Consider the following 17,063-nt stretch of genomic DNA (forward strand, 5'->3'; position numbering starts at 1 on the left):
CATCAAGGAATAATTCAATGGCTGAACAATTCGACGTCGTCGTCATCGGTGCCGGCCCGGCCGGTTACCACGCTGCCATCCGCGCGGCCCAGCTGGGCCTGAAGACCGCCTGCATCGACGCAGCGCTGGGCAAGGACGGCAAGCCGGCCCTCGGCGGCACCTGCCTGCGCGTGGGCTGCATCCCGTCCAAGGCGCTGCTCGATTCCTCGCGCCAGTTCTGGAACATGGGCCACATCTTTGGCGACCACGGCATCAGCTTCAAGGATGCCAAGATCGACGTCGAGGCGATGATTGGCCGCAAGGACAAGATCGTCAAGCAGTTCACCGGCGGCATCGGCATGCTGTTCAAGGCCAACAAGGTCGCCGCCTACTACGGCTTCGGCCAGCTGCAGCCGGGCAACGTGGTCAAGGTGAAGCAGCACGACGGTTCGGAAGTCGAGCTGAAGGGCACCAACGTCATCATCGCGGCCGGTTCGGATTCGATCGAACTGCCGTTCGCCAAGTTCGACGGCGAGACCATCGTCGACAACGTCGGCGGCCTGGACTTCACCGAAGTGCCGAACCGCCTGGCGGTGATCGGTGCCGGCGTGATCGGCCTGGAACTGGGCAGCGTGTGGAAGCGCCTGGGCGCTGAAGTCACCATCCTTGAGGCCATGCCGGAGTTCCTGGCGGCTGCCGATGCCGAAGTGGCCAAGGCCGCTGCCAAGGAATTCAAGAAGCAGGGCCTGGACATCAAGCTCAATGCCAAGGTTTCCAAGACCGAGATCACCGGCAAGGGCAAGAAGAAGGAAGTCATCGTCACCTACACTGACGCGGAAGGCGAAAAGACCCTGACCGTGGACAAGCTGCTGGTGGCCGTCGGCCGTCGCGCCGCCACCAAGGGCCTGCTGGCCGAAGGCACCGGCGTCAAGGTCAACGAGCGCGGCCAGATCGAAGTCGACGCGCACTGCCACACCGGCGTCAACGGCGTGTGGGCGGTCGGCGACTGCGTGCGCGGCCCGATGCTGGCGCACAAGGGCTTCGAGGAAGGCATCGCGGTGGCTGAGCTGATCGCCGGCCTGCCGGGCCACGTCAACTTCGACACCATCCCGTGGGTCATCTACACCGAGCCGGAACTGGCCTGGGTCGGCAAGACCGAAGCCCAGCTGAAGGCCGAGGGCATTCCGTACAAGGCCGGCAGCTTCCCGTTCGCCGCCAACGGCCGTGCCGTAGCGATGATCGAGCCGGCGGGGTTCGTGAAGATCCTGGCCCATGCCGAAACCGATCGCATCCTCGGCATGCACCTGGTTGGCGCCAACGTCTCCGAACTGGTGCACGAAGGCGTGCTGACCATGGAGTTCAGCGGCTCGGCCGATGACCTGGCCCGCATCTGCCACGCCCACCCGTCGCTGTCGGAAGTGATCCACGACGCCGCGATGGCGGTCAGCAAGCGCGCCATCCACAAAGCGAACTGATCGTCCACCTGGTAGTGCCGGCCGCTGGCCGGCTTCACCCGGATTCAAGAAGCCCCGCCTCGGCGGGGTTTTTTGTTGCTCATTTTCCTGTAGCGCCGAGCATTGGGCTCGGCGCTACACCTTTCCAGCGGGCTTGTTCGGTGGATCGTCACAGATCCGATGCTGCACCACCGTCTCGCCGACCTTCCATTCCTTCGTGACCCGGCAGCGCTCCCTGTCCCCGGGCCCCGTCGAAGCCTTCGCCCCAGCAGCATTCGCTTCGTCGGCACCGGCTGCCTGCTGGCGCTCCAGCCACACCGAAGGCGGTGCTGGAGGAGCGGCCTGTAGCGGGCCCGCCAACAGGGCCAGACCGACCAGCACCACCGCCCTCATGCGGGCACCGCCCGGCCACCGAGCATGCGCGCCGGCAGCATGAACAGCGCGCGCAGGAAGGCGAACAGCGCCGAGAAGGTGATGCCGACCAGTCGGAACGGCAGGCTCAGCAGCCACACGAACGGCCAGGCGATCAGGGCGAGGATCGCCAGCGGCCAGCACAGTACGAACAGCAGGCACCACACACCGAGCGCGAACAGGGTCTTCATCACGGTCTCCTTGGGACGGCACCCTGCCGCCTGCGGACACCTTGGCGCCCTACCCTGGCGCCGGCAAACAGTTTGCGACGAAACCGGGCTGGCGGCGATGAAACCGGCCCAGCGCAGTGCAACGCCACGCCCATGCCCATGCCCATGCCCGGCTGCGCTTCGTGGCGACCGCATGGAACCCGCGCTGACAGCAGCTCCTGCCGGTGCCTTGGCTCGCCCGATGGTGGTTGCCGGCCAGCGGCCGGCATGACCGCTATTCGAACGAACCGACCGAGTCGTGGGCCAGGTTGTCGAAGCGGGTGTACTCACCGAAGAACTTCAGTTTGCACGAGCCGGTCGGGCCACCACGGTGCTTGCCGATGATGATTTCGGCCAGGCCCTTGTCCGGCGAGTTTTCCTTGTTGTAGTAGTCGTCGCGGTAGATGAACACGATCATGTCCGCGTCCTGCTCGATTGCGCCCGATTCGCGAAGGTCGGCCATCACCGGGCGCTTGTCGGTACGCGTTTCCAGCGAGCGGTTGAGCTGCGACAGCGCGATCACCGGCACGTTCAGTTCCTTGGCCAGGCCCTTCAGCGAACGCGAGATTTCCGAGATTTCGGTCGCGCGGTTCTCGCTGTTGCCCGGCACGCTCATCAGCTGCAGGTAATCGATCACCACCAGGCCCAGGTCATGCTCGCGCTTGAGGCGGCGGCACTTGGAACGCAGCACTTCAGGCGACACGCCCGGCGTGTCGTCGATGAAGATCTTGGTTTCCTTCAGCATCTTGATCGCGCTGGTGACGCGGCTCCAGTCCTCGTCTTCCAGCTGGCCGGTACGCAGGCGCTGCGCGTTGATGCGTCCATTGGAGGAAATCAGGCGCATCGCCAGCTGCGACGCCGACATTTCCATCGAGAACACCGCCACGCCCTTCTTCGACTTGATCGCCGCGTACTCGGCGATGTTCAGCGCGAAGGTGGTCTTGCCCATTGCCGGGCGCGCCGCGAGGATGATCAGGTCGGTCGGCTGCAGGCCAGCGGTCATCGCGTCGAAATCGTTGTAACCGGTCGGCAGGCCGGTGATGTTGCCGCCGTTCTCGAAGCGGTTGCGCAGCTCCTCGAAGGCATCCTTCAGTGCACCGGGCATGGCCACGAAATCGGTACGGCCACGCGCACCCTGTTCGGCGATTGCAAACACGCTCTTTTCCGCCGAGGCCAGCAGCTCGCTGCTGTCGCGCCCCTCTGGCTGGAAACCGTCGTTGACGATGTCGGTGCCGACCTGGATCAGCTGCCGCAGCACCGCCTTGTCGCGCACGATCTCGGCGTAGGCCACGATGTTGGCAGCTGACGGCGTGGTACTGGCCAGTTCGATCAGGTAGGCGCCGTCACCCACCAGTTCCATCTTGCCCTGCGATTCAAACCACTCGCCCAGCGTCACCGCGTCGAACGGCCGTTCGCGTTCGGACAGCTCGCGGATCGCACGATAGATCATCTGGTGATCGCGACGATAGAAGTCGCTTTCGGTCAGCTGGTCGTTGACACGGTCATACGCCTCGGGCGCCAGCATCAGGCCACCCAGCACCGCCTGCTCGGCTTCCACCGAATGGGGCGGTACCCGCAACTGGTCGATGCGCGACTCGTCGCGATCGCGATCGAAGCCATCACCGCGCTCTCTGCGGTTGGAACGGAAGCCGGGACGAGCGGACATGCTGCGGTGTTTCCTGCAAAAGTGGGCCAGACGAGTGTAGGCATGTGCCGACCCCGGCAGCCATGGACAAGCCTGTGGATAAGCCGTGGGAAAACGGGGGATATCCGCCGGTACCTGGCCAGACTGGCGTGAAAGCGTCGCACTGCCTGCGACGGGCGCCGTTGCGGCGCCCGAGCGGGACATTATCGCAGATCAACGCCCCGGGGTCGGATCCTCTGCGACGCAGGGGACTCTGACCCCGCCGGCGTCAATCGCCCTTGACGTGCACTGCGATCAACGCCAGGAACCGGTCCACGTAGCCCTGCAGGAACTTCTGCGTGCCTTCGTTGTGGATCGTGCCATCGGCATCGATCAGGCCGTCCTTGAAGTGGATGAATGCCTCGGGCTGGCCCAGCACATGCATGTCCAGGAAGGCCAGGCTGTTGCGCAGGTGCTGCTGGGCCACGGCGGTACCGATCTGGCCGATGGAGGCGCCGATCACCGCCGCCGGCTTGCCGGCAAACGCACTGTCACCGTACGGGCGCGATCCGATATCAATGGCGTTCTTGAGCACGCCGGGCACCGACCGGTTGTACTCGGGTGTCACGAACAGCACCGCGTCGGCGGCGCGCACCTGATCCTTCAGCCGGGTGCCCTGTGGCGGATAATCAGCGTCGAAATCCTGGTCGTACAACGGCAGATCGCCGATCTGCACGTACTGGAAGCGCGCGCGATCACCGGCGAGCTTCTCCAGCGCATGGGCCAGCTTGCGGTTGCAGGAATCCTTGCGCAGGCTGCCAACGAACACGGCGATGGTGGGGACGGACATCGGGACATACTCCTCACGGTGCGGGAGGCCCAGCCTAGTCGCCAGGCCCGTGCCATCCGGTGAAGATCAGCCGCCGGTCACGCCGGTCCGCGCCTGCCGCCAATGCGCCTGCCAGGCCTGGAACATCAGCACGTTCCACAAGTGGGTATGCCACTTGCGCTGCCCCCCCAGGAACTGCTGCCACAGCGGCTGCACCGCCGCCGCCGACAGCACGCCCTCACGCTCCAGCCGCGCCGGCTGCAGCAGGTCCTCTGCCCAGGGTCGCAGGTCGCCCTTCAACCAGTCACTGACCGGTGCGCCAAAACCGCGCTTGGGACGGTGCACCATTGAATGCGGCACGTAACGGCCCAGCACGCGCTTGAGCAGCACCTTGCTGGTCGTCTCACTGCGCTTGAAGCCCAGCGGCAGCGACCAGGCGAACTCGGCCACGCGCCAGTCCAGCAATGGCGCGCGCGCCTCCAGGCTGACCGCCATCGAGGTCCGGTCGACCTTGCACAACAGGTCATCGGGCAGGTAGGTCACGAAATCGGCCAGCATCATCGCGTCGGCCGGTGTCCCCGCGCCGTGCAGCGGATCGGCCAGGTCGTAGAAGCTGCCGGCCGCCTGCGCACCGGGTACCGCTGCGGCAGGGTCGCGCCAGCGCGAGATGCGGTTGCGGTAGACGTCGCCGATGCCACGTGCGCCTGTCTCGGCCAGCAGCGCCGCCAGGCCACCGGTCCGCGAGGCCTCGCCCTGCTGCTGCGAGCGTGCGCCCATCCAGCGCCGCAGCGGCCCCGGCACGCGTCCGAGCATCTGCCAGTTGCGCAGCGCGCGTACATAGCGGGTGTAGCCGAAGAACAGCTCATCGCCACCGTCGCCGGACAGCGCGACGGTCACGCCCTGCCGTGCCAGCCGTGCCACCAGCGCGGTCGGCACCTGCGACGCATCGGCAAAAGGTTCATCGAACATCGCCGGCAACTGCGGCACCACCGCCAGCGCGTCGGCGCCACTGACGTACAACTCGGTGTGATCACAGCCGAGATGAGCCGCCAGCTCCCTGGCCAGCGGAGCTTCGTCATGTCCCGAGTCGGTGAAGCCGATGCTGAAACTATGCACCGGCTGCCCGCTCTGCGCCTGCATCAGCGCTGCCACCAGCGATGAGTCCGTGCCGCCGGACAGGAACACGCCGACCGGCACGTCGGCCACCATGCGCAGCGCCACCGCATCGCGCAGCAGCGTATCCAGCTGTTCCTCGGCCTCCTCGATGCGGCCCTGGAACGGGGCGGCCAACGCCGCCTGCATGCGTGCGCGCGCATCCCAGTACGGGCGCTGCGCCTGCTCCGGGCGGTGTGCCGCGGCGCCAGCGGCCACAGCCGCTGCATCCAGCCGCAGCACCCGGCCCGGCATCAGCTTGTAGCAGCGCTGGTGGATGCTGTGCGGCGCCGGGATGTAATCCAGCCGCAGCAGCAAGGTGAGCGCATCGCGGTCGATGTCGTTGTCGAACGCCGGGTGTTGCCAGAGCGCCTTCAGTTCCGAACCGAACACCAGCGCGTCGCCGGCCCAGCCGTAGTACAGCGGCTTCTTGCCGACGCGGTCGCGGGCCAGCCACAGGCAACGATCCTGACGGTCCCACAGCGCGATGGCGAACATGCCGTTGCAGCGCTGCAGGGTGTCTTCGACGCCCCACTGCAGGATCGCCGCCAGCAGTACTTCGGTGTCGGAATGGCCGCGGAAGGTGTGCCCCAGCGGCTCCAGCTGTTCACGCAGGGCCGCGAAATTGTAGACCTCGCCGTTGTAGGCCATCACGTAGCGGCCGTCCGCCGAGGCCATCGGCTGGTGGCCCAGCGGGGACAGGTCGAGGATGCTCAGGCGTCGATGCGCCAGCGCGATGCCCGCCTCGGCATCGACCCAGCTGCCGCCATCATCCGGCCCGCGATGGTGCAGCGCCTGGCCCATGGCCAGCGCCTGCGCCTGCAGCGCCTCGGCCGACGCCAGCGGCGCCGGCAACAACATTCCCGCCAATCCACACATGCATCAGGGTTCCTGCGCCAGGTCGAGGGCGGCGCCAATCACCGCATTGTCGCTTGGAAGCCCGAACATTGCTGCCCCTGCCAGTGGCGTGTAGGTGTCGGCGCCACAGACGCGGCGCAGCGGCAGGTGACCAAAGCCGGCCTCGACCAGTGCCGTGACCACGCCCTCACCCACTCCGCCGCTGTGGCGGCCTTCGTCCAGCACCAGCACCCGCCGCGCGCTCGCGGCCTGGGCCGCGATGAAGCCGGCATCCAACGGTACCAGCCAGCGCAGGTCGACCACCCGCACCTGCCAGCCCAGCTGCTGCTCGATCGCCCGCGCCGCGCGCAACGCCATCGGCACGCCATTGCCATAGGTGTAGATCACCAGGTCTCCGGCCTCCGGTGCATACACCCGGCCCTCGCCCGGCACCAGCGCCTGGCCCTGTGCCGGGTAGTCGAACAGCCACTGGCCATCCCCTGCTTCGTGCAGGTCCTTGCTCATGTACAGCGCGATCGGCTCCAGGAACACCGCCACGCGCCCATCCACCCGCGCCAATGCGGCCAGCGTGCGCAGCATCATCACCGCATCGTCACCGCGCGAGGGGCAGCCGACCACCAGCCCGGGGATGTCGCGCAACGCGGTGATCGAGTTGTCGTTGTGGAAGTGCCCGCCGAAACCCTTCTGATAGCCCAGCCCGGCCACCCGCACCAGCATCGGGTTGCGGTACTGGTCGTTGGAGAAGAACTGCAGCGAACAGGCTTCACCACGCAGCTGGTCGATGGCGTTGTGCAGGTAGGCCAGGTACTGGATCTCCGGAATCGGCAGCATGCCCAGGTTGGCCAGGCCCTGCGCCATGCCCAGGATCATGGTTTCATCCAGCAGCGTGTTGAACACCCGGCGTGGACCGAAGCGGCGCAGCAGATCCTTGGTGACGGTGTAGACACCGCCCTTCTGAGCCACGTCCTCGCCGAACAGCAGGCTCTGCGGATACTTCGCAAGCAGTTCCAGCAGGCCGTGGTTGATCTGGATCGCGAGATGCCGTGGCGCCTGTCGTTCCGGCAAGGCCTCGGTACCGCCATAGAGTGCCTCGCGCGCTTCGTCGGCGACCTCGCGCCGGGCTTCGGCCTGCACCGCTGCGGGCGTATAGGGTGCCAATGGCGCCATGACCTCCTGCAGCGACTGCAGCTTCGCACGGCCTTCGGCATCGGCAGCGGCGGCCATGCAGCGCGCGCGCATCGTCTCGTAGGCCACTTCGATGGCGGCTGCATCCATCCAGCCCGATTCCAGCGCGATCTGCGTCGAGCGCAACAGCGGATCCTGTGCCTCGGCCGCGCACAATTCCGGCAATGCACGCCATTCCACCTCGAAGTCGGTGCCGGCGTGGCCCATCAGGCGCGTGGTGCGCAGATGCAGGAAGGTCGGTCGCCGCGTCCGCCGGCAGTGGTCCACTGCGGCCTGCACCTGGGCGTGCCCAGTGGCCAGGTCGAGGCCATCGGCAAAGAAATAGTCCAGCCCTGGCTGGTGGCTGAAGCGCTCGGCAATCCAGCCGTCCGGCGTCTTCACCGAGATGCCCAGCCCGTTGTCCTCGCAGACGAACAGGATTGGCGCCGGCAGTTTCTGGTAGGCCGCCCACATCGCGGTGTTGAATGCGGTCTGCGCAGTGGCATGGTTGGCCGAGGCGTCGCCGAACGAGCACAGCACGATGCTGTCGGCCGGAATGGGAAGCGCATGGCCCAGCCGCTTGCCACTCTCGATGGCCAGCGCGGTGCCCAGCGCTTTCGGCAGGTGCGAGGCGATGGTCGAGGTCTGCGGCAATACCCACAATGGCTTGCTGCCCCACACCTTGTGCCGGCCGCCACTGGCCGGGTCATCGGCGCTGGCCGCGAATGAAAGCGCCGCATCGCGCAACGGGTCGATGCCCGGCACCTGGCGCGAGCGCTCGACCATGAAGGCGCCGGAGCGATAGTGCAGGAATGCGGGGTCGGTATGCCGGCAGGCCCGCGCCAGCAGCGCGTTGCCTTCATGGCCGGACGACCCGATGGTATAGAAAACCTTGTTCTGCACGCGCAATACGCGCGCCATCAGGTCCAGCTGGCGACTGGCCAGCTGGGAATCGAACAGCTCACCGAAGGCCGCAGCGCTGAGCAAGCTGCCCGGCAGGATCGGCGCGTCCGGTGCAGGACGTGCGCGCGGTGTGCCTCGCCAGCCACGCACCGCGTCGAGGAAATTGGCGTCGCACACTTCGGCGCGGTTGAGCACGCGCATGCGCGCAGGAATCGGATCTGGGACCACAGCAAACATCGAACACCCTCCGTGTCGTTGTTGCATTCCACCCGGCAACGCCGGGCGCTACCCTGTGGGATCAGGCAGCCTCGAAGCGCGCGCGCACCTCGGCGGTCACCGCTGGCATCGCCACGAAGCGCGGCTGCGCGCGCACGCGCTGCAGCCAGGCGCGCACTTCCGGGAAGGGCGCCAGGCTGATGCCGCCCTCGCCTGCGACGTCGGTATAGGCGAACAGCGCAATGTCGGCGATACCGTATGCGCTTCCGGTGAACCACTGCGCTTCGCGCAGGTGCTGCTCCATCACCGCCAGCGCGGTGGCGGCGCGCTCGTGCAGGCGTGGCAGTTCAGCACGGCGCGGTGAATCGGGCGGTGTCCAGCCGCGGATGAAGCGCGCTACCGCCACGCATGGCTCGTGCGTGTACTGCTCGAAGAACATCCAGCTCAATGCCTGCGCGCGTTCCCAACCGTCGGTAGGCAGGTAGGGCGTCCCTTCGGCCAACCAGAACAGGATCGCATTGGATTCAGTCAACACGCGGCCATCGTCGCGGACGATCAACGGCACCTTGGCGTTGGGATTGAGCGCAAGGAACTCGGCGGTGTGGGTCTGGCCATGGGCACTGTCCACTTCCACCCAGCGGTAGCGGCTGCCGAGCTGCTCCAGCAGCAGGCGGACCTTGTGGCAATTGCCGGACACCGACATGCCATGCACCGTCAACGGGACGCGCTCTTCCACCATTGCCTGCTTCCTCGGATCCGGCCGGCGGCCAGCTGCACGCAGTCTGGCAAGCCCGCCGGTGAATGCCAAGCGCGGATGCAGCATGGCAACACGGTAACGCTGGCCGCTGGCCGGCAATCGCACGAATCCTGCCACATCGAGGTTGCCGGCCAGCGGCCGGCACTACCGGCAACGCTCAGCGCACGCGCTGCCGCCACTGTTCTCGCGACTGGCCCCAGATCTGCATCGGCTTGTCGTTGTACGGTGGCGGCAGCTCTCCCATGCGCAGCAGCGTGCTGCCCAGCTTGCGCGCGACCGCCCTCGAGTTGTCGTTGTTCTCGGCGATGGTGTGGATCACCTCGTCCCAGCCCAGCGTGTCAAATGCCCAGTCGATGGCAGCAACCGCCGCTTCCGGTGCATAGCCCCGGCCCCAGCTGGCATGCCGAATACCCCAACCGACCTCGGTTCCAGGCCAGTCCTGCGGCTGCCACGGTCCCATCCGGCCGATCCAGTCACCGCTGGATTTCTCGATCACGCTGAACATCGAGAAGCCGAACAGCTGCCAGGCGCCGGCCAGGCTGCAGAAGCCGCGCCATGCCACCGAGGGCGGTTGAACACCCCCCAGGGTGCGCATCGTTTCCTCGTCGGCACAGAATGCCAGGTACGGTTCGTAGTCCTCGCGCAGCAGCGGGCGCAGAATCAGCCGCTCGGTTTCCAGGCGCAGGTCGAAGATGCTCATGCCGACTCCTTGTCGAAAGGGGGGGGGGGCATCCATCATGGTCGATTCCTTTTCCCCACGGATCAATGCCTGTGCGCACAACGAAACGGGCCGGCATGAGCCGGCCCGTCGGGTGCAGCAGGGTGTTCTGGATTACTGGCGCGTGGCCGCAGTGGCGCCGGCAGCAGCGGTCTGCGTGACCAGCTGGCCATCGACCACCGGCAGGCGATCGCTGGCCGGCTTGTTGTCCATGCGCACGGTCTTCTCGGCGCCATCATAGCGATAGGTCACGTTGTAGCCCTTCACCACATCATTGGTACCCATGGCGATGCGGCTGCCCGGCTTGCTGGCCATGCGCATGGTGCCGGTGGTGCCGTCTTCGTTGCGATAGGTCACGTTGTAACCGGTGACGCGGCTCGACTCGGACGTTGCGGTTTCGGTGTGGCACTGGCGCTCGGTACGATTGACCACGCGGCCGCCCACATGGCGCTTGTCGATCTGGTTGCCGATGAAGCCACCGGCCACCGCACCGGCTGCGGTCGCGGCCTTCTTGCCGTTGCCGCCACCGACCTGGTTGCCGAGCAGGCCACCCACCACCGCGCCGACCACGGTACCGCCGACGTTGCCATCACGCTCCGGCAGGCGTTCCTGCACCGTCACGTCCTGGCAGACCTCGTGCGGAGTCTGGGTGGTGGAGGTCTCGCGCACCGGATCGGTGCCGATCACGGTGGCATAGGCCTTCTGCTTCTCGGTGATCGGGTCGACCTTCAGCACATCGGCATATTCCAGCCCGCGCGGCGCGGTCGGGTCGAGCTTGTCACCACGTACGCCATCGTCGGTGGCGTTGCCATCGACCAGGCGCGACTCGCCATTGGGGGTTGCGGCGCTGATGGAGTCGGGCGAGCGGTCGCCACTCTTCATGAAGGCGGCGGTGGCGATGCCACCAACCAGCAGCGCGCCCGCTGCGACCAGGACAGTTGTAGTTGTGCTTTTCATGACCTGCTCCTTGCGGACCATCCGCAACGTTCTCGGGACAGATTGCAGCACGCGCTGCCTGAACGGAATCTCCACATTTCCTGCTCATTGCTGTAACCCATTCAGCATCGGGAAATGCAGGGCCCGTGGTAGCGTTTGCATATTCCCCACGAGGATCCCCGCCATGGCCAACCCGATGCTGCTGCCAGTACTGCAATGGGCGCGCCGGCTGCGCTACCCCACCCTGTTCAAGCTCACCGCCGGCCTGTTCGTGCTGACGCTGTTCATCCCGGACCCGATCCCGTTCATCGATGAGTTGGTGCTGGGCTTCGGCACGCTGCTGCTGGCGAACTGGAAGAGCCGCAACGCCAGCACGCCACCGCCGCTGGAACAGCGTTGAGCGTGCTGGTCGACAGCCACTGTCATCTCGACGCGAGCGCGTTCGACCCTGACCGTGCCGCGGTGATCGAGCGGGCGCAGGCCGTGGGTGTGCGCCAACAGGTGGTGCCAGCGGTCACCGCTGCCGGCTGGCCGAAACTGCGCGAGGTCTGCCAGCAGGCGCCCGGGCTGTACCCGGCCTTCGGCCTGCACCCGATGTTCCTGGCCGATCACCAGCCTGGGCACCTGCCACTGCTGCGCGAGTGGATCGAGCGCGAACGCCCCTGCGCGATCGGCGAATGCGGCCTCGACTTCTTCGTCGAAGGACTGGATGCCGAGGCTCAACAGGCGTATTTCATCGGCCAGCTGGAACTGGCCCGAGAATTCGATCTGCCGGTGATCGTGCACGCGCGACGCGCGGTGGATGCGGTGATCGCCGCGATCCGTCGCGTCGGCGGCCTGCGCGGCGTGGTGCACAGTTTTTCCGGCAGCCCCGAACAGGCCGCGCAACTGCACAGGCACGGCTTCCTGCTGGGCCTTGGCGGTCCGCTGACCTACGAGCGGGCGCAGCGCCTGCAACGGCTGGTACGCGGAATGCCGCTGGAGCAGCTGCTGCTGGAAACCGACGCGCCCGACCAGCCCGACGCAGGGGTCCGCGGCCAGCGCAACGAACCGGCACGGCTGGCAACCATTGCCCGGCACGTGGCCGCGCTGCGCGGAATGGAGCTGGAGGCCCTGGCACAGGCCACGACAGAGAATGCACGGCGGCTGTTCGCGCTGCCGGCAATGTGACGGCGGGGGCCCGACCTTGGCCGGCACGCTGTAACGACGGCGACGAACCCAATGCCGGCCAGCGGCCGGCACCACCGTCACGCGTCGGCGTAGGCCTCGGTCACCTCGGTTTTCGCCTTCTTCGGCTCCAGCAGCATCTCAAGCGCCTTGCCCACCGCCGCAAAGGCGAACGCGCCGGTGATGTGGGTCGCCGCGCCCAGACCGGCGCCGCAGTCCAGCTTCAACGCCGCATCGGCACCCAGGTTCGGACGAATGCCGCAGACGCTGCCATCGGCCTGCGGGTACTTCACATTCTCCAGCGAATACACCGCCGGCACGCCGAAATAGCGCTTGGCGTTCTTCGGGAAGTTGAACTCGCTGCGCAGCTTCTTGCGGATCAGTGCCAACATGGCGTCATGCTCGGTGCGCGAGACATCGCGGATACGTACCAGGGTCGGGTCGGTGCGGCCACCGGCAGCGCCGACGGTCAGCAGCGGCAGCTTGCGGCGGCGGCACCAGGCGATCGCCTCGACCTTGACCCGGAAGCTGTCGCAGGCATCGATCACCAGATCGAACCCGCGGTCCAGCAGCTCAGCCATGTTGGACATCGTCAGGAATGCCTGCACGGCATCGACGTCGATCCCCGGATTGATCGCACGGCAGCGCTCGGCCATCGCCTCGGCCTTGTTGCGCCCGTAATTGCCTTCCATCGCCGGCAGCTGCCGGTTGGTGTTGGACACGCAGATGTCGTCGGCATCGATCAGGGTCAGATGACCGACCGCCGAACGGGCCAGCGCCTCCACCACCCACGAGCCGACGCCGCCCATGCCGACCACCGCCACGCGGCTGCCCTGCAGGCGCTCGAGCGCACCCACGCCATACAGCCGTTCGATGCCGGCAAAGCGTTGTTTGACCTGTTCGTTCATCGGGCTATTTTAACGTGCAGGTGCCAGCGCCCAAAGCACGCCGGCGTCGAACCCACCGTTGCACGCCCGGAGAGCCCGCATGAACGCCAGCCCGCCCCGCCGCCTGTCCCCTGCCCATCGCTACCTGTTCGTACTGTGCCTGGGCCTGCTGATCGGCCTGGTCGCCACGGTGATGGTAGGCCGCGCCCTGCAGGCGCGTCGCGACCCGTTCCCGGACAGCCTGATGCAGGTGATGCAGCGGCAGTCGCAGCTGCTGCAGCGGGCCCAGCAGCAGAACCGCTGCAGCCTGGCCGACAGCGTGCCGCGGCTGCAGGCGCTACGCCTGTTGTCCAATGACCTGGACCTGGCGTTTCCCGGGCTGAAGGACAGCACGCAGTTCCAGCAGCACGCCAGCCGACTTCGCGGCAACCTCAACACGGCGCTGGCTGCACCGCCAAGCGACTGCAGGGCCTTGGCCCAGCTCGTGGAAACGCTGCAGGCCGATTGCCAGGCCTGCCACCAGGATTTCCGCTGAGGCGCGTTCATCCTGCAGCCGGGCATCGGGTGCGTGGTTGGCGCGTTGTTCACGTTCGAAGGGAGACGATTCGTCCACCCTGCTGCATGACGCAGTACCACCCAACATACCCGCCTTCACGGCCAGGAGACGCCCCATGAAGATTCAGCTCATCGCCGCCAGCGCCATCGCTACCCTCGCGCTGGCCGGTTGTGCCACCTCGCCCGGTTACAGTGGCGGTGGTTACAACAACGGCTACAACAACGGCGGCTACGGCAACAACGGCGGCTACAACCAGGGCCGCTGCGCGGACTGTGGCATCGTCACCCGCATCAACACCGTGCCCTCGGGCCGCACCGCGCCCAGCGCGACCGGCGCGATCCTCGGCGGCATCGTTGGCGCCGTGGCCGGCCATGAAATCTCCGACCACACCGGTGGCAGCCGTGGCAACAAGAACATTGCCGCCGCTGCAGGCGCAGTCGGTGGCGCCCTGGCCGGCAACCAGATCCAGAAGAATGTGACCAGCGATACCTACGACATCAGCGTGCGCATGGATGATGGCCGCACCATCGTGGTCAACCAGCGTGACCTGGGTGGCATCCGTGAGAACACCTATGTGCGCGTGGTCAACGGCAAGGTCATCCTGCGCTGACCTGCCGCGGGCCAAAGGCAAAGAAAAAGGCCCGCTTGCGCGGGCCTTTTTTCATGCCGACGGACGGCAGGTGTTACATCGGCTGGACCTTGTCAGCCTGCAGGCCCTTCTGGCCCTGCACGACTTCAAAGCTCACACTCTGGCCTTCCTTGAGGCTCTTGAAGCCCTGGGTCTCGATGGCGCGGAAGTGCACGAACACGTCCTCGCCATTCTGCCGGCTGATGAAGCCGAAGCCCTTCGCATCATTGAACCACTTTACCGTACCGGTCTCGCGATCAGCCATCTCACTAACTCCCTTTGACTCTCTCTTGTTGTTGGAAACGCCTGGTGGGCGGCTGACAAGCAAGGGGGAAGCGAGGTGCATCGATGCAGCGGATCGGGAAGATCTTGCTTCATCAGGCCACGATCCACGGTGACCTTGCCAAGCTCAGCGACTGCAACTTAACCCGGCCAAAACGAAAAAGCAACTGGCAAAATCTTTCACTGTCAACCCCAAAACGGACTCCATACGGGACAGCATGGGACTCTCATTCATCTTGTATCTGCTAGCGGTCATTTTTGTCCTGATAGGCATCGCCGGCATCATCCTGCCGGCCCTCCCGGGCATCCCGCTGGTGTTCATCGGACTGCTGCTGGCCGCCTGGGCCGACGGCTTTGCCCACGTCGGCTGGCCTACCCTGGTCGCGCTTGGGGTACTGACCCTGCTTTCGCTGCTGGTGGACGTGCTGGCCACGGTGGTCGGCGCGCAGCGTGTCGGTGCCAGCCGCAAGGCGCTGTGGGGAACCTTCGTCGGCAGCATCGTCGGCCTGTTCTTCATGCCCATCGGCCTGTTCGCCGGACCGCTGGTCGGTGCCCTGCTCGGCGAGTACTGGCACACCCGCGAACTCGGCCGCTCGACCAGGGTCGGTCTGGCCACCTGGCTCGGCATCCTGCTTGGCCTGGCACTGAAACTGGCGGTTGTGATCGCGATGCTGGGCCTGTTCGCGTTCGCCTGGTTCTTCTGAGCCACCGGGCCTTCACGCCACGCGCACGCTGTGACCGTGCATAAACCGTGGGGCTGGCCGCGATCCGGCACAGCCGCCACACTGTGTGATTCCCGAATTCATCGAAGGGCCTGCTGCAATGACCCTCCCCACGCTGTCTCCCCGTCTGGCGCCGCTGGCGCTTGCCCTGGCCAGTGCACCGCTGGCTGCGCAGGAGTTCGCGCCTACCGCCGATACCTCACCGGCCGCCTGCGCGGCAATTACCACCGACGCGGCCCGGCTGGCCTGCTATGACCGCCTGTTCGGGCATACCCCGGAGGCTACCGCCGCCGCTGATGCTGCCGCCGAAGCGGCTGCACAGGCCCGCCGCGAAGAACGGCAGACCGCGCGCGTGAGCCAGGGCGAGGAAAAGCTGCGCGAGCGGGTGAGCGACCTGTTCCGCCCGGCGACGCCGGACAGCGCGCTGGCCAACGCCGGCCGCGGTTCGCTGCTGGACAGCCGCTGGGAACTGGCCGAGGACTCCAAGCTGGGGCCGTTCCAACTGCGCGCCTACAAGCCGGTGTACCTGCTGCCCGCCTTCTGGACCAGCGATCGCAACACCATGCCGCACTCGCCGAACCCGGCCAACAGCGTAACCACCCCGCAGGTACTCGACAGTGCCGAGCTGAAGTTCCAGATCAGCTTCAAGACCAAGATCGTCGAGAACCTGTTCGGCGACAACGGCGACATCTGGGCCGGCTACACCCAGAGTTCGCGCTGGCAGGCCTACAACAGCGAGGATTCGCGCCCGTTCCGCGAAACCAATTACGAGCCGGAAGTGATGATGGTGTTCCGCAACGGCTACTCGATCGGTGGCTGGCGCGGGCGCATGACCGGCATCGCGCTGAACCACCAGTCCAATGGACGCGCCGACCCGCTGTCACGCAGCTGGAACCGGGTCATGCTCAACATCGGTCTGGACCGCGAGAACTGGGCGCTGGTGCTGCGTCCCTGGTACCGCATTCCCGAAAGCCGCAGCGAAGACAACAATCCGGACATCGAGGATTACATGGGCCGCGGCGACGCCACCCTGACCTGGAACCGCAATGGGCATGAGGTCTCGCTGATGGCGCGCCATTCACTGCGCACCGGAAGCCGTTCGCACGGTGCGCTGCAGCTGGACTACGGCTTCCCGATCAGCAACCTGCTGCGTGGTCATGTGCAGGTCTTCGACGGCTACGGCGAAAGCCTGATCGACTACAACCACAAGGCTACCTATGTGGGTGTGGGCGTGTCTCTGCTGGAGTGGTTCTGATGGACGTGACGATCTGGCACAACCCGGCCTGCAGCAACTCGCGCGGCGCACTGAAGCTGATCCGCGATGCGGGCTTCGAGCCGGTGGTGATCGACTACCTGGGCAACCCGCCGGACGCAGTCACGCTGCGCCAGGTACTGGCCGAATCCCGGCTGCACGCACAGGAACTGGTACGCAGCAAGGAGGCGCTGTTCACCGAACTGGGCCTGGACGGCGCCGACGACGCCACGCTGCTGGCGGCGATGAGCGAACACCCCCGTTTGATCAATCGCCCCGTGGTGCGTACGGCCAAGGGCACGCGGCTGTGCCGCCCACCGGAAACAGTGCTGGAGATCCTGTAACCCGAAAAAGGGACG

18 protein-coding genes are annotated in these 17,063 nt (G+C 66.4%); 8 read left to right on the forward strand and 10 right to left on the reverse strand.

Going from position 1 to position 17,063, the window contains the following annotated elements; genetic code table 11:
- Positions 1–17: 17 nt before the first annotated feature.
- Positions 18–1,454: a dihydrolipoyl dehydrogenase gene (gene lpdA / locus ACEPA4_RS13020; protein ID WP_005417523.1), complete on the forward strand. Its 1,437-nt coding sequence runs from the start codon at positions 18–20 to the stop codon at positions 1,452–1,454.
- A gap of 368 nt (positions 1,455–1,822) precedes the next feature.
- On the opposite strand, the gene ACEPA4_RS13025 is transcribed toward lpdA, so the two are convergent.
- The 8 genes from ACEPA4_RS13025 to ACEPA4_RS13060 form a co-directional block, all read right to left on the reverse strand.
- Positions 1,823–2,035, reverse strand: coding sequence for a hypothetical protein (locus ACEPA4_RS13025; protein ID WP_005417525.1), 213 nt, complete (start codon positions 2,033–2,035; stop codon positions 1,823–1,825).
- Positions 2,036–2,288: 253 nt separating this feature from the next.
- Positions 2,289–3,719 (reverse strand): replicative DNA helicase, encoded by a 1,431-nt coding sequence (locus ACEPA4_RS13030; protein WP_005417526.1) that lies wholly within the window; start codon positions 3,717–3,719, stop codon positions 2,289–2,291.
- Between the two features lie 247 nt (positions 3,720–3,966).
- Positions 3,967–4,527, reverse strand: a complete 561-nt coding sequence (locus ACEPA4_RS13035; RefSeq protein ID WP_049410520.1) for an NADPH-dependent FMN reductase — start codon at positions 4,525–4,527, stop codon at positions 3,967–3,969.
- Positions 4,528–4,593: 66 nt separating this feature from the next.
- The gene (gene asnB / locus ACEPA4_RS13040; RefSeq protein WP_253135317.1) at positions 4,594–6,537 is read right to left on the reverse strand and encodes an asparagine synthase (glutamine-hydrolyzing); all 1,944 of its coding nucleotides are present in this window, start codon (positions 6,535–6,537) and stop codon (positions 4,594–4,596) included.
- Positions 6,538–6,540: 3 nt separating this feature from the next.
- Positions 6,541–8,820 carry a transketolase C-terminal domain-containing protein gene (locus tag ACEPA4_RS13045; protein ID WP_262090795.1) on the reverse strand — a complete coding sequence of 760 codons (2,280 nt, stop codon included), beginning with the start codon at positions 8,818–8,820 and terminating at the stop codon, positions 6,541–6,543.
- Positions 8,821–8,881: 61 nt separating this feature from the next.
- Positions 8,882–9,538, reverse strand: a complete 657-nt coding sequence (locus tag ACEPA4_RS13050) for a glutathione S-transferase family protein (RefSeq protein ID WP_032954328.1) — start codon at positions 9,536–9,538, stop codon at positions 8,882–8,884.
- A 175-nt stretch (positions 9,539–9,713) separates the two neighbouring features.
- Positions 9,714–10,256, reverse strand: a complete 543-nt coding sequence (locus tag ACEPA4_RS13055) for a GNAT family N-acetyltransferase (protein ID WP_005417537.1) — start codon at positions 10,254–10,256, stop codon at positions 9,714–9,716.
- Between the two features lie 132 nt (positions 10,257–10,388).
- Positions 10,389–11,231: a glycine zipper 2TM domain-containing protein gene (locus tag ACEPA4_RS13060; RefSeq protein ID WP_315974268.1), complete on the reverse strand. Its 843-nt coding sequence runs from the start codon at positions 11,229–11,231 to the stop codon at positions 10,389–10,391.
- Positions 11,232–11,394: 163 nt separating this feature from the next.
- Here ACEPA4_RS13060 and ACEPA4_RS13065 point away from each other — a divergent pair, with 163 nt between their 5' ends.
- Positions 11,395–11,610, forward strand: coding sequence for a DUF6116 family protein (locus ACEPA4_RS13065; protein ID WP_262090796.1), 216 nt, complete (start codon positions 11,395–11,397; stop codon positions 11,608–11,610).
- Complete coding sequence (locus tag ACEPA4_RS13070; protein ID WP_262090797.1) at positions 11,607–12,380, forward strand: TatD family hydrolase; 774 nt, start codon at positions 11,607–11,609, stop codon at positions 12,378–12,380. Before ACEPA4_RS13065 ends, ACEPA4_RS13070 begins: the two co-directional genes overlap by 4 nt.
- A 77-nt stretch (positions 12,381–12,457) precedes the next feature.
- On the opposite strand, the gene ACEPA4_RS13075 is transcribed toward ACEPA4_RS13070, so the two are convergent.
- Positions 12,458–13,285 (reverse strand): tRNA threonylcarbamoyladenosine dehydratase, encoded by an 828-nt coding sequence (locus ACEPA4_RS13075; protein WP_262090799.1) that lies wholly within the window; start codon positions 13,283–13,285, stop codon positions 12,458–12,460.
- Between the two features lie 79 nt (positions 13,286–13,364).
- Between ACEPA4_RS13075 and ACEPA4_RS13080 the strand changes: the two genes are divergently transcribed.
- Both ACEPA4_RS13080 and ACEPA4_RS13085 read left to right on the forward strand, forming a co-directional pair.
- Positions 13,365–13,799, forward strand: coding sequence for a hypothetical protein (locus ACEPA4_RS13080; protein ID WP_262090801.1), 435 nt, complete (start codon positions 13,365–13,367; stop codon positions 13,797–13,799).
- 136 nt (positions 13,800–13,935) lie between these two features.
- Positions 13,936–14,430, forward strand: a complete 495-nt coding sequence (locus tag ACEPA4_RS13085) for a glycine zipper 2TM domain-containing protein (protein ID WP_005417545.1) — start codon at positions 13,936–13,938, stop codon at positions 14,428–14,430.
- Positions 14,431–14,503: 73 nt separating this feature from the next.
- Here ACEPA4_RS13085 and ACEPA4_RS13090 read toward each other — a convergent pair whose 3' ends face one another.
- A complete protein-coding gene (locus ACEPA4_RS13090; protein WP_005417546.1) occupies positions 14,504–14,713 on the reverse strand; it encodes a cold-shock protein in 210 nt (69 codons plus the stop codon).
- A gap of 235 nt (positions 14,714–14,948) precedes the next feature.
- Here ACEPA4_RS13090 and ACEPA4_RS13095 point away from each other — a divergent pair, with 235 nt between their 5' ends.
- The 3 genes from ACEPA4_RS13095 to arsC all read left to right on the forward strand — a co-directional run bounded on the left by ACEPA4_RS13095 (position 14,949) and on the right by arsC (position 17,048).
- The gene (locus tag ACEPA4_RS13095; RefSeq protein WP_005417547.1) at positions 14,949–15,434 is read left to right on the forward strand and encodes a DUF456 domain-containing protein; all 486 of its coding nucleotides are present in this window, start codon (positions 14,949–14,951) and stop codon (positions 15,432–15,434) included.
- Between the two features lie 118 nt (positions 15,435–15,552).
- Positions 15,553–16,707 (forward strand): phospholipase A, encoded by a 1,155-nt coding sequence (locus tag ACEPA4_RS13100; RefSeq protein ID WP_005417552.1) that lies wholly within the window; start codon positions 15,553–15,555, stop codon positions 16,705–16,707.
- On the forward strand, positions 16,707–17,048 hold the full coding sequence (gene arsC, locus ACEPA4_RS13105; RefSeq protein WP_139727363.1) for an arsenate reductase (glutaredoxin): 342 nt from the start codon (positions 16,707–16,709) through the stop codon (positions 17,046–17,048). The genes ACEPA4_RS13100 and arsC overlap by 1 nt, the downstream gene beginning before the upstream one ends.
- The last annotated feature ends 15 nt before the right edge of the window (positions 17,049–17,063 follow it).

The sequence above is a fragment of the Stenotrophomonas sp. P2112 genome, assembly GCF_041897515.1.
GTDB classification, from domain to species: domain Bacteria; phylum Pseudomonadota; class Gammaproteobacteria; order Xanthomonadales; family Xanthomonadaceae; genus Stenotrophomonas; species Stenotrophomonas sepilia.